Source organism: Mesorhizobium sp. M4B.F.Ca.ET.214.01.1.1 (assembly GCF_004791545.1).
Lineage (GTDB): Bacteria > Pseudomonadota > Alphaproteobacteria > Rhizobiales > Rhizobiaceae > Mesorhizobium > Mesorhizobium abyssinicae.
This window is the reverse complement of sequence record NZ_SRUX01000006.1, coordinates 1-12925: the sequence shown is the minus strand read 5'-3', so window position 1 is coordinate 12925 and position 12925 is coordinate 1. Positions and strand designations below refer to the sequence as shown.

General features: G+C 56.5%; 7 protein-coding genes and 5 pseudogenes. 2 read left to right on the top strand and 10 right to left on the bottom strand.

All coding sequences use genetic code 11. The features are described 5' to 3' along the window. From EN857_RS13545 to EN857_RS35555, 5 genes and pseudogenes are all read right to left on the bottom strand, one after another. Positions 1-284: pseudogene (locus EN857_RS13545) on the bottom strand (alpha-ketoacid dehydrogenase subunit beta); the annotation flags it as partial. Between the two features lie 197 nt (positions 285-481). After that, entirely contained in the window at positions 482-1246 is a 765-nt protein-coding gene (locus EN857_RS13540) for an SDR family oxidoreductase (protein ID WP_128188223.1), read from the bottom strand. A 453-nt stretch (positions 1247-1699) separates the two neighbouring features. After that, positions 1700-1834 (bottom strand): annotated as a pseudogene (locus EN857_RS13535) (peroxiredoxin); the annotation flags it as partial. Then, positions 1797-2579 (bottom strand): class I SAM-dependent methyltransferase, encoded by a 783-nt coding sequence (locus EN857_RS13530; RefSeq protein ID WP_245511297.1) that lies wholly within the window; start codon positions 2577-2579, stop codon positions 1797-1799. The gene EN857_RS13530 and the pseudogene EN857_RS13535, both read right to left, overlap by 38 nt. 726 nt (positions 2580-3305) lie before the next feature. Further along, positions 3306-3638, bottom strand: coding sequence for a LysR family transcriptional regulator (locus tag EN857_RS35555; protein WP_245511296.1), 333 nt, complete (start codon positions 3636-3638; stop codon positions 3306-3308). Positions 3639-4471: 833 nt separating this feature from the next. Here EN857_RS35555 and EN857_RS13520 point away from each other — a divergent pair. Next, a complete protein-coding gene (locus EN857_RS13520; protein WP_128188221.1) occupies positions 4472-5707 on the top strand; it encodes an acetyl-CoA carboxylase biotin carboxylase subunit family protein in 1236 nt (411 codons plus the stop codon). A gap of 335 nt (positions 5708-6042) precedes the next feature. On the opposite strand, the pseudogene EN857_RS13515 reads toward EN857_RS13520, so the two are convergent. Next, a pseudogene (locus tag EN857_RS13515) lies at positions 6043-6222 on the bottom strand (IS110 family transposase); the annotation flags it as partial. A 534-nt stretch (positions 6223-6756) separates the two neighbouring features. On the opposite strand from EN857_RS13515, the gene EN857_RS13510 reads away from it, so the two are divergent. Further along, entirely contained in the window at positions 6757-7599 is an 843-nt protein-coding gene (locus tag EN857_RS13510) for a LuxR family transcriptional regulator (RefSeq protein WP_128188220.1), read from the top strand. 246 nt (positions 7600-7845) lie between these two features. Here the strand turns inward: EN857_RS13510 and EN857_RS13505 are convergent. The 4 genes and pseudogenes from EN857_RS13505 to EN857_RS13490 all read right to left on the bottom strand — a co-directional run. Further along, positions 7846-9044, bottom strand: a pseudogene (locus EN857_RS13505) (IS256 family transposase). 377 nt (positions 9045-9421) lie between these two features. After that, positions 9422-10588, bottom strand: a complete 1167-nt coding sequence (locus EN857_RS13500; RefSeq protein WP_128188219.1) for a uridylate kinase — start codon at positions 10586-10588, stop codon at positions 9422-9424. An 84-nt stretch (positions 10589-10672) separates the two neighbouring features. Then, on the bottom strand, positions 10673-11953 hold the full coding sequence (ectB, locus tag EN857_RS13495; RefSeq protein ID WP_128188218.1) for a diaminobutyrate--2-oxoglutarate transaminase: 1281 nt from the start codon (positions 11951-11953) through the stop codon (positions 10673-10675). A 694-nt stretch (positions 11954-12647) separates the two neighbouring features. Further along, positions 12648-12925: pseudogene (locus EN857_RS13490) on the bottom strand (pyridoxal-phosphate dependent enzyme); the annotation flags it as partial.

Genomic DNA, 12925 nt, shown 5'->3' with positions numbered 1-12925 from the left:
AAGCTGGACACCGAGAGGTCTACGATCGGCCGCAATCCATTGATGGCAGCCCCGATTCCGAGGCCGGTGAAACTGCCTTCTGAAATCGGCGTGTTCCAGATCCGGTTTTTGCCAAACCGCTCAATAAGTTCGGCGCCGCCATGAACTGAGAGCTCCTCTCCTATCAGGACGACGCGCTCATCGCGATCCATTTCTTCCATCTGGGCCTGCACGAGCGCTTCAAAATAGGTCATCTGAATATGAGCGCCGGGCGTCGCGGCGAGTTTCTGGGCATCATTTTCCATATGGAATTAATTCCTCTCCAAGCCAGCCACGAAGCCGTGATGGCTTACAAGGGGCGAGTTGAACATGTAGTCGGATATGTTTCCGGCCGAGGCATGGGCAGTCCAAAGCAAATTTTACAGCTCGCTTCACGGCTCAGAGTACTTGGTACTCGATTGCTCACCAGGCCATCTTCTTTCAGGCCATCATCCAGCATTATTTAGACGGTTGCACTCAGACCACCATCGATGACGATCAGGGCGCCGCTGACATATGCCGCGCGGGCGCTGGCCAAGAATGCAGCAACTGCTCCGAATTCCGAGGGATCGCCAAGGCGACGAGCCGGGGTCCTGTTCTCGAGCGCACGAATGGCTTCCGCGTGTTCGCCGAGCCGATTGGCTTCGTGAATCGCGGTGTTGTGTGCTCCAGGAGCGAGCACGTTTACCGTGATGCTCTCCCCCGACAATTCTTGTACGAGCGTGTGGCAGTAGGGCACGAGTCCTGCTCGTGCGACACCCGACAGCGCGAAATGTACTGGGGTCCGTACGATAGCCTCGGAAGCGAGCATCAAAATTCGCCCCGCCTGCGAGCGCCGCAGATATGGCAAGGCAGCCGTAACAAGGTTTATCGACGGTAAGAGCACTCGGTCAAACGCATGGTCGAAATCCTTAGGCGACATGGCCGAGGGTGGCCCGGCAGAAACGCCGCCACAATTCGTCACTAAAATGTCGATAGACCGAAAATATTCTGCTGTTTCAGCAACCCAAGCTGCTGCATCCGCGCAGTCGGTTACATCGGTCGCGCGCGCCAGCACTTCGGCGCCTGTGCTGCGCAACCGACCCACTGCTCTTTCAAGCCGCCCCGGATCCCGCCCACAGATGGACAGGCGGCAGCCTTCGTTGGCTAACTCCTCGGCTGTGGCCAAGCCTAAGCCAGTAGAGGCGGCCGCGACCATTGCCACCTTGCCATCTAGGCCTAAATCCATTTTTTACCCCCGATGAACATCACCACGCTTCCTTGCACCGCTGCAGACAGCATGTACCGTGCCAAACGAAAAGATCGCTCAAAACGGTAGGATAGCCCTGCTGATAAAACTTCGGCTAGCTCTAGCCGTGCATGATGACGACACAAATGTACGGGATCCGACGTAACTCCGCCGTCATTCCGATTGGTGACCGGTCGTTCCGATTCTGAAGACAGTGCTAGGATCTGCATACTCACGACGCACTGAGCAGCGGGCCCGCGCCAATATCACGAAACTATCGACCCGTTTGAATACGCCAGCGGCGATCTTCTGCGTCGCGTACAGCAGCATGGCTTCGTCTCCATTCTTGGCCGCACCATGCGTTTGTGCGGAGCCTTCCAGAAAGTCCGTCGCCTTCAGGCAACCGCCACAGACGGTGTCTTCGACGCCTGATTCAGATCGCCTTGGAGCATCCTCGAACCACTTCTCCACGCCATTTTTGATCAAAGCGGCGTAGCGCCAAGAGCGCATACCGAAGCCGAGATTGTCCTAGCCCGGCTGGCGCGTAGACTCACCCGAGCCGTCCGGGATGAGCTTGATGCGTTGCATCGGCGGCAGTTTCGACAGCAAGATTCGCGGTAGCGTCGTCACAGCCTCGGTTGCCTGGTGCGCTGATCTTCTCGGGCACCTGGAAGACCCAATAGTGCGCGTCCTCCTCGGCGACGTATCTGCCGTTCCTTAGACACTGTGCCGGTATAAGGACGCCCTCATCCTGCAGACGCCGCACCTGGTCTGCAAAGGAGATCGTCTCCGCGTAGCTTTTGCGGGTACTTGCTACGATGAAGCCGTTCGGGCGGGTGACGCGGGCTAGCTCGCGCAACCCATCCGGTCGGACGTGTCCGAGCGTGAGGACACCGCAGCAGACGGTTAGGTCATAGCTCGCGCTGGAATAGTCAGAGAGACGACCGTTAAGATCGACATCGCCTCGGGCATGGCGGTAGACGCCGGTTTGCCGGGCCTTTTCGGCCATCTCTTCGGAGAGATCGAACCCGTCAATCAACCGGAAGCCAAGGCGTTCCAGTTCCACGCCGACGAGCCCTGTTCCGCAGCCAGCGTCCAGGATTGCGATGGCATTTCGCTGCCCGGCCAAATAGGCCGTCTGCACGGCGCCTGCCAGTTCCGCCACTATCGTTGGCCCGCAATATTCGATGCGGGCCTGATCCAGATCGAACGCACTCGCCCATCCGTTATATAAGTTCGCCAAGCGAACCGCGTCGCCATCGAGGTGATGGGATGCCTTCATGCGCTCTCGTGCGGCTTGCTCCGGTGCTGTCTGCTGATCTAGGGTGTTCATAACGGTTCCTCGGTGTAAGGGTAGATGGGTGCGGCACCATGGGCGCAGTGGCCGCGGCTGAAACCACGAAAGCTATTCCTGACTTGGCTGCTGCCGTCCTGCATGGACGCTCTCCACAACAAGCCATGGACACTCCCAAATGGGTAGCAGAAAACGACGATTTGGTATTCTCAAGAGCGACTGTATCAGCGGCATGCGGGAGCAAAAAGGTGATTTTTGAGAATTTTATATTACGTCGCGCTGCAATTTTGAGACAAGGTCGTGTTTCTACGTAACATTCAAAATTGATCGAACTACGTGGGGTAAATTACTAAAACAAGCTTTCACGTGGCGACGTTGTATTGGAACTAAATCCGCAGGAGAGCCCGGCAGGAGACTGCTCGGTGCCGGGCCGGTACGTATTGGGGGCGCAGGTGCCCTGCCCGTCAATCTCAGCTCTTTTCGAGCTCTGGGGCAAACTGGAAGATGTCCGATGATGGCAGGAGGAGAAGTTCAGGCAAGCACTTGGCCGCCACATCGTGGTGCTCTTGGGCGAAGGCTGGACCGCAGACCCGGGGTAAATAACGTCACAAAACAATACGGCCGCCTCTCTCGTTAGACCATGAGTCGAAACCATACCGGATGCGCAGCTGAACCTCAGCGCGGCTGATAGTGGCGCAAAGTTTCGGAAATTCACATGGTCAACTGTAATATCATCGTGCTGTGTCCTAAGCGCGAATGCGCGGTTCAGCCAGATCCACGCGAACGCATCGGTGGAGGCTGGGAACGACCGCCGCGTTTAATGGTCGTGACGACATCGGACGCCTCGGAAAAAATACTTGCCAGCTCGTTGCAGAGGTCTTTGCCAGCGCTGGTAAGCACCACGCGGGTTCCTGGCCTCACAAACAGCGGAACACCGAGCTCATCCTCAATAACTTTGATCTGCTGACTGATCTCTCCCAACGTCACGTTCAGCTCGGAAGCTGCAAGCTCGAGCGAAAGATGGCGTGCCGATGCCTCAAATACCTCGAGGGCAGTAAGGACAGTGAGGGACGGGAGATCATAATAGCGATGGGCCATTGAACACTCCAATTAGATCGGCAGTCGCGAACCGAACCGCCGGGTGTCCACGTCGTCCTCTGGCCCATAAAGGACTGCCGCCAGTCTACACGCGTTAAAGATGAGAGACTGATTAGTCACATCGGCCTCCGTGACTGAACTGCGTCCCTCAGCCTTGGCCACGCAAGTTACGCGCCAATTGACGCACCGTTTTGACTTGAACCGCTTGTCCACTCGACAGGCCGCCCCGCCCGACGTCTCGTCGACTTCCGACATTCTCGTCTAGCTTCAGACCGCAGGCTTGTGGATGGAGATGCGCAATATTGTTCACGTTGACGAGATGGATCCGGTCACCGTATAATGGGTATGAAGAAGCCCGGTCACAGGTGGCGTATCCATCACCGTTTCTCTGCCGAGGTGGTCAGCGCGAGTTTGATGACTGCGCAGCCTTAGATTTGCCAGCCGATCCCTATAACAGCCGACGACCGGCTTCCGCCCTCCCGTATCAAAGGATCGACTCACACTGGCACCGCAGTCAGGATTGCCACACCAACCTCTCAGTCATCATCTCTTCAAGTTCACACGCAGGCCGAGGTTGTAGACTAGGTATTACTGAGGTCAACTGGCGACCTCGAGCTTCGGAACCCTCCGGAAATTTCCTCAAGGGGCTTCGTGCCACACGGCCGGCACCAAAGCGTTGCAACAGATCCTTCAACTAAGTTTACAGACTCTTTGCGACCGCCAGGCCTCGACACTGGTACCTTCACCGCAAGGTCTGAGATCAGGCACGGATAAAGTTGATGCCTGTTTACGCTCGGGCTGCCGCACAGCCACGCAACGTCGGAGTCAAACCCATGGCAAAAAAAGTGCTCATCCTGGTTGAAGGTCATAGGGGTAATGGTCCGCTCCACATCCAAGCGGCTCAGCGTCTTGGCCTTCATTCAATTACCCTGGCGGCAGATCCGGCTCAGTACGACTATCTTGCTGCGGAAAGCATTGAGGCTATTCGCGTTGATACACGTGATCTCGGTGCGCTCATCCGCGAATGTTCCCGGCTGCGTGCCATGTATGACATTGCTGGCATTACTGGGTTTGCCGGCGACGACGAATCGGTCCCTGCGACAGTCGGCAAGCTCTGCCGACACTTCGATTTACCCGGACCGAACCCCGTATCGATTGAAAGATGCTGCGACAAATTCGCTCAACGTCGGGTTCTCGCGGAGGCGGGCGTTCCAGTACCTGCTTATCGCGTGGCAACGAATGCAACTGAGGTGGAAAGCTTTGCTGCGGAGATCGGCCTGCCGGTGATTCTTAAGCCAGTTCTGGGCAGCGGCAGCATTGGTGTCCGTTTGTGCCGCAATTCCAATGAATTGACCGAACATGCGACATATCTGTTGGGCGGGAAGCACATATTGCGTTCTTCGCCAGGGATATTGGTCGAAGAATTCGCACAAGGCCCGCATTATAGCATTGATATAATGGGAGATGAGGTCATTGGAATCGCCGCCCTAGATTTCGGCCCTCCGCCCCACTTCGTCTATCATGAGTGCACCTATCCGGCCGTGCTGTCCGATGGCGAGCATGATAGTATAGCCGATGTTTCGCTGAGCTGTTTGCGAGCTCTCGGCCTTGGCTGGGGGCCAACGAACGTTGAACTCCGGTGGACTGGGCGTGGCCCAGTCGTTATTGAAGTCAATCCGCGTCTTCCGGGTTCGCCCGCTCCTGAACTGGTTCAGCTGGCTTACGGTGTCGATCTCGTCGCCGAGCACATCAAACTTGTGATCGGTGCCGAATGGAATTTGCGCAGAAGCCATTCGCAAACTGCGACCGCGCGGTACCTAGTTGCTGATCGCGATGGCACCCTCGATTGGGTCGATGGCGACAGCCGGGCGGCTGCTGTACCAGGTGTCGCCGAGGTCAAATTTTATGTTGAACCAAACACGTCGATCATCCGGAAAAACGACTACCGAGACTTGATCGGACATTTCATCGCCGCGTCACCCAGCCTTGCCCGGACCGAGGCAATAGTTCAGCGTGCGGTGTCCCTAATCGATTGGTCGATCACACCATTTCCGGACCTTGGCGAATAGGAACAATCCTTTGGCACCGACCCTCTTTGCTCCAGCCAAGCGGCGCCAGGTAAAAGATGACCGTCGTCAAAAAACACCCGAGCCGAGGTCCCGATGTTTGCATCACCGCCAGGTCAGCGACGAGGAGTAGGTCCATCACCATCAAAGAGCGTTCCAGCAAACCGCGCGAAGGCAAGGACCGTTGTGCCGGTCGGTTAGCATTTTGCGGCGAGGATGACATATTTCATAAGCCCCCCGGAAGGAGGCTCGAGACCACTAAAGTCGAGGTGTCCACCTGCTCTGCATCGTCACTTACGTCGGCTATCCCCGCGTGTACCGCAGTGCCGCCAAAAACAGTGGTGCCCCGTCGCGCAAGCCTCGATGCCGATCAGGCACGGCGGCAATGCTTTGAAGAACCCCGCGACATCATCGCGACGAAGCTTGCGACGGGCAACGACAGCATCAGCGCCATTGACCCCATGGACCTGGAACACCTGCTTGGCAATATCCAGACCAATTGTTGCAATCTCCTCCATGGACGGCTCTCCCTCATGTGACTTTCGACAGCCACACTTTGGCACATTGCGATGCCAGGAGCGGAGGCCGTCCACCACATCAGGTCTCCGCGAAAAGTGCTCTCCCGATTGAACGCGACGATGAAGCGCTCGACTACGTTGCTATTGATCTGGATGCGGACGGTCTTCGAGGAAGCGCGAGAGCCCTCACAGCGTGAGCGCGTCAAGAGGTTCCTCCGCGAGCTTAGCGTTCTGACTTAGCTGGTCGGGCTCATGGGTTTCAGCAACGGTTGAGTATTCTTCCCGACGAGGGAGACGCACGCGGCTGCATCGGCCAATCTATCGCGAACGTACATCGTAGGATTATCAGTTTTTAACGAAATCACAATCTCACAAACTCCGGCGCAACTTAAATTTAAATCGAAATCACCTTACACGTTGCGGCGACCTGGTAAAGATATTCGGTGCCGCGCGCAAGGCGCGGCCCAGAAGCTGGCAGCTTTGTGCAGCGGTGCACCCAGTGACGAAATCAATGCAAATGGCTGCGGAGGAGACATGGAACGCAAGTCGATGACTAGGGTTTCTGAACGTCAGGGGCTCGCAACCAAGGACTCGGACTGCATTTCTTTGGCCCCTCCGGGGCATTTCTCCAATGAAAACGGAGATATGCTTGCAATCAAGTTCGGCCGATTTCTCGAGCAAACTGATGGTATCGCCCAATCCAAGCAATTGTTCGAGCTGCTATCTGCGTTTGCCCTAAATTTTGATTGCCCGTGGATAGCATACGGCTCTCTAACACCCCAGCAAAAATTTTCGAAGGCGTTCCGACGAGGTCCGGCGGTCATACTAAATTATCCTGATGAATGGCAGAAGTGGTATTTCGAAAACGGGTATCACAGGATAGACCCGATAATAAAAGCGAGTCGAAAGCGGTCAGGCGTCTTTCTCTGGAGTGAGGTCTACAAGGACGCAAGCACGACTGACGAAGAACGCCGTATTTTCGATGAGGCTGCAACGTTCGGCCTAAGGTCCGGCATTAGCGTCCCATTACATGGCCCCGGCGGCAGAGTTGGGTTCATGAGCTTTGCCCAACGTTTGGACAGGGAACTCCAAAATAGAGCAATGACCTACTTGCAACTTGCCGCGATTCATTTCCATCGGAGGACAGAAAAACTTATAAGCTTGAGCGACATCGAGGCAATCCCTAATCTTTCTGCCAGAGAAAAGGAGTGCATCCTCTGGACCTCAAGAGGAAAGTCCTCATGGGAGATAGGAAAAATTCTGGGAATATCCTATAATACAGTCAACTTCCACGTGAAAAACGCAAAGAAAAAATTAGATACCTCTAGCAGAACGCTTGCGGCGATGAAGGCCATGAGCCTTGGAATTATCGAATAGTGAGCGATGAACAAAGCGACATGCCTAATCTGGTCTGTCCGACGCCTCACAGCACGCGCGTGGATTTGGATCCCTACCTTTGACGGAGCTCTTATCTGCTGCGCCAAAGGATGTACTATGGCCAGATCCTTCACAGTTGTGTGCGTCAAGTTCTGCAAAAAATGGCGTGGCATTCAGCGGTGACGTTGGCGTGTCCGCCGCGCAGCCCCCGTGTTTAGCGGAGCGGCGGACATGGCGGGCCGCGTCTCAGGCGGCCAGTGCTCTCAGGCTCTCCTTCTTGTGCTCGCGCAGATGATCCATGTTGAGGTAGCGGGTCGCCTCGAGCCAGTTCTCGTGGATCTCCACCGCCAATGCCCGAACCAGCCGCAAACAGCTCTGCGGGTTGGGGAAGATGCGAACGACCAGGGTGCGCCGCTTGATCTCCTGGTTCAGCCGCTCCAGCATGTTCGTCGACTTCATGTGCCTGTGATGCGGCAGCGGCAGCCGGTAGAAGCTCAGCGTCTCCTCGAGTTGTCCTCTACCCAGTTCACCAGCTTCGGGTATTTGGCCTGCCATTTGGCGATCCACTGCGCCAGGTCGCGCTTGACCTCGGCTAGGTCGCGCCGGTCATAGAACCATCTGAGCTCCATCAGACAGTCGTCGTCGACCTTGCGCGGCACATAATCGAGCGCGTTTCTGAGGAAGTGCACGTAACAGCGCTGCCAGACTGCCTCGGGCAGGACTTCCCGGATCGCTGCCCTGAGCCCCGGATGGTCGTCGGAGACGACGAACTCGACGCCGGCGAGCCCGCGCTGCTTGAGCCCTGCCACGAACGCGCGCCAGCTCGAATGGCTTTCAGGGTTGGCCAGCTCGACACCGAGCACCTGGCGCCGGCCCTCCCAGTCGACCCCGATCGCCACCAAGACCGCCTGGCTGGCGATCACGCCGGCCTCGCGCGCCCGCTCATAGCGCGCGTCCAGGATGAGGTACGGGTAAGGTTCGGCAAGCCGCCGCTCAAAGAACGCCTTCAGCGCCTCATCCAGCCGCGCCGTCGCCTCGCTCACCGTCGAGGCCGAGAAGGCGTGGCCGCACAGTTCCTCGGTGATCGCCTTCACCTTCCGGGTCGACACGCCTTGCACGTACATCTCGACCAGCGCCGATACCAGTGCCTTCTCCGAGCGTTGATAACGCTCGAACAATTCCGTCGAGAACCGGCCGGTCCGATCCTGCGGAACGCGAAGTTCCAGGACCCCAACCCGCGTCACAAGCTTGCGCTCATAATAGCCGGACCGGTAACCAACCCGCTCCGCCGTCCGCTCGCCCTTCTCGGCCCCGATGGCCTCCGTCATCTCGGCTTCCAAAGCCTCCTGCACCACAGTCTGCAATACCTTGCGAAAGCCGTCCTCATCCGACAACAGCAACGCTTTCAACTCGCCTCTGCTCAGTCTAACTTCTCGATTGGTCATGGCGCTTACCCTTCCACGGGAATCGGTGATCGCAACGTCACCAGCGTGCCATGGCCGCCTCGCCTCAGGGCAAGGCCTGTTCTCTCTCCAGAGCTTTTTGCAGAACCTTCAGGACACTATCTCCTTCACGGGAGCGCCATCACGACCGAGACGGCAGATCTGCCGGGCTGCCAGTGCGGACCAATCAGGGCAAGCTGCCTATGTTAGGTGCCATCGATCGGACTTCGAATTCACCTTTCGTCAAATTGCCTGAGTAGGCAACCGCAGTGTTAGGCCTGCGCCTCATCGCCAGCGTACTATACAAGAGTCACGTGCTCCCGACGATTCCATTTAGTTTACCAGGCCGGCTGAGTGTAAAGAACAATTGATCCAAGGCATTACTGTGGGTCTCGCGGTTCGTTACTTTCCCGAATGAGCATCGAGCTAACAGATGACGGCTGTTTGGCCACTCTCGATCCAAACGGTTCGCCAACCGCTGCAGGATACATCCGTTCGTGCAGCTGGCGCGCTAGGAAAACGGCTCGATCATAATCGCCCTCCAAATGGACGCGCACCACTGAAGAATCAAGCTCTGTTACCGCGGTTCTTGATCCAACGGAGACCGAGCCCGTGCCCGTCAGCTTGAGCAGCCGCATGGCAAAATCAATATCGCTTGCAATGCATATGCAGGGCCTGCAGTTGTCTTCCACACAGGCCGAGATGATGTCGTGTCGATCAAGAAGCGCGCGAAGGCTGTCGCGTGCTGCAAGGCTGTCGCACGAAATCACCGCTGCATCGCGAGCCACTGTGACGGAACGGGCGCTCCCATGGCGTGTTACGATCGTGCCCCTGACAGCTCCGACGCTGGTGAGAGATTTGCAAACAATGGTGACCGCCTGCTTCTCGGCGTATTCCACTGCCGTGTGGTGAAGTACCTTTGCGCCATGTCGCGACATCTGTGCGATCGTCCGGTAGGCGATCTCCGGAATCAGTTGAGCCCCTGGGACGAGATAAGGATCTGCCGTATAGACGCCAGGAACATCCGAATAGATTTCACAAGCGTGCTCTCCTAACATGGATGCAATTACGATAGCTGTTAGATCAGAGCTGTTTCTGCCGAGAAACGTTAACCTGCCGGACTGATCAATTGCCTGGGCGCCCGCGGCAATGACAACTTCATGCTCCTGCAATGCTGCCAGAATTGGCTTGGGATCCACGCTTTCTACTGACGCGCGACCAACATTTGAATTCGTGCGTATTCCAAGGGAATAGCCGTTCAAAGACATTACGGGAATCGCTAGCCGGCTGATGGCGGCTTCCAACAGGCACGCACTGAGCATCTCTCCGGTTGCAAGTGCCTCATCGAGGTTCGATGGTGATGGTTGCTTGTTGACATCGAGCATGAAGGCTTGCAGCTTTCCAGTTGTTCCCGACATCGCGCTGACCACGGCAACGATTTTGTTTTCGCCAGCTGCAAGTCGGTCGGCTATGTGCCCAGCAACTCGACCGTAGTCTTCAGGATGCAGAAAAGAAGACCCCCCAAATTTCAGAACCGTCGTCTTCATGTTCCACCAATCACGTCGTTGGCAATTTGCATGCGATGAGAATGCGTTAGAGGCGTGCGGCCCCGCCCTGAACGGGAACGCCTTTTAGCACGAGCCACTTGCGAGCACAGAACTGTCTAAAATATCGAGACCGCGATGAAGCGTCTGCCCGTCAATCGTCAAAGGAGGCAGAAGCTTAATGACCTGGTCCTCTGCGCCGCATCGCTCTACTACGAGCCCAGCCTCAAAGGCCTTGCGAACGATTTTCTCAGCCAGTTTACCTGTGGTGCAATCGAGCCCCAGAAACATGCCCCTTCCGCGCACGGAAAGCTTATGATCTCTAACACGTTGAGCGGTCTGCCGAAGGCGATCCCATAGGATACGTCCTTTTTCCGCAACCGCGTTAGAAAGCTTTTCATTGGTCCAATATTTGCGTAACGCAGCAGTCCCCGTCACCAGCGCAAGATTGTTGCCTCTGAAAGTTCCACTGTGTTCACCGGGACGCCAAACGTCTAGTTCAGGTTTGAGCAGCAAAAGGGACAGCGGCAATCCGCAGCCACTAAGGGACTTGGACAGAAGAATGATATCTGGCGAAAGACCCGCGAACTCGAAACTGAAGAAATTGCCCGTTCGTCCGCAACCTGCCTGAATGTCGTCAATAATCAGGAGGATGCCGTTCTGCCTGCAAAGCCGTTCGAGCGACTGTAGCCAGTTCTTGCCAGCCGGATTGATGCCCCCCTCGCCTTGGACGGTTTCCAGAATGATGGCTGCCGGTAGGTCAACACCACTGCTTGCGTCAGCAAGCACCTTGTCGATATATTCCGTGGTGTCGTGATCGGCTCCCCAATACCCATCATAAGGCATGAACACTGCGCCGGCTAGCGTTGAGCCTGCCGCATCTCGGTAGTATCGATTACCCGTTACCGCAAGCGCGCCCAGGCTCACTCCATGATAGCCGTTGGTGAATGAAATTATATTGTGCCGTCCCGTGACCTTTCGTGCGAGCTTCAAAGCCGCTTCGACAGTATTGGCGCCGGTGGGACCGGCAAACTGAAACTTATATGTGAGACCACGTGGCTGTAGTATTGTGGCATCGAAGCACTCCATAAACTCTCGTTTGGCTAATGTGGCCATGTCTAACCCATGGATTATTCCTTTCAAATTTAAGTATTCGATCGCATCATTTAGAAAATCGGGATCGTTGTGGCCGTAGTTGAGGACTCCGGCACCGGACAGAAAGTCGATAAACTCGAAACCATTCTCGTCCTCGAGAATGGCTCCAGCAGCTTTCCGGAACACAACAGGAAAGGATCGCGAATATGACCGCACGTTCGATTCGAGCTTTTCGAAAGCAAACAGGGGGTTGGAGCTAATATCTTGAAGCATGTTCTTTCCTTGGCCAGACAATGGCGCCCCTTAGCAACGCAATTGGAATGCGATGGCTCCGCGGTTATAGACGGCAAGCTCGACCCATGCGCCTACCTAAGATGGTAGTATCCTCACAGCCAAGGCGAGAGGCGTAGGGTTCTAACCAGGATTGAGGCGGAGCCAGCCCACACATTCTGACGACGTGGTCGAGTAGATCAGCCATTCGGCTTTTGCCCTCGCTATGCGGGCGGGCGGGTTTCCCGCACCCGGTTCTTCCGAGTGTAGACCAGCGTCATTTTGGCCCTGCGCCCAATTGCGAGTGACGCGTGGAGTTGGCAGGGGAAGCGCGCCGTCAGGGTCTCGAACCGCGACCAGCCGATGGGGCCGACTTTAATGCTGCGCCGCCCCAGACACGGAAGCCATATTGGGCTGCTATCGAGGCGTGTGTCGAAGCGCGCAGGAGAAACCGCAAAGCGTGCTTAAAACTCGTTGTTTTGGACAAGAGTGACGACGCTTACGCCAATACGCCGCGGCGGGATTTCCGCGCCGTGCGTCTGCGAACCGGCAATCACAGGCCGGCAGTGAAGACGCGTCTGTTGACCTGGACGGAATAATGTACGCCTGGAGTTGCTGGTCGAAAAGGTGACCAGCGACAGCTGCTCGGAGCCCGTGCTGCCGCAGTTGCAGTTCTGCTCCGGGGGGACGGGCCCGTCTAGTCTACTGCATTGTACTGCAACCCGGCCGCGAACCTTAGGCGAGTCCTCGGCACGAGCGTCAGCCGGTAACCGTCCATTGCCGGCGCGCCGCCGAGATGTGCGTAGAGGACCCTCGATCCCTGTGGAAAGAAGCCCCTCTGGACGAGATCGATCATCCCTTGCATCGATTTGCCCTCGTAAACGGGATCGGTAATCATGCCCTCGAGCCGCGCGCACAGACGGATTGCCTCTTTGGTTTCCTCCGATGGAACGCCATAACCCGGGTACGCGTAGT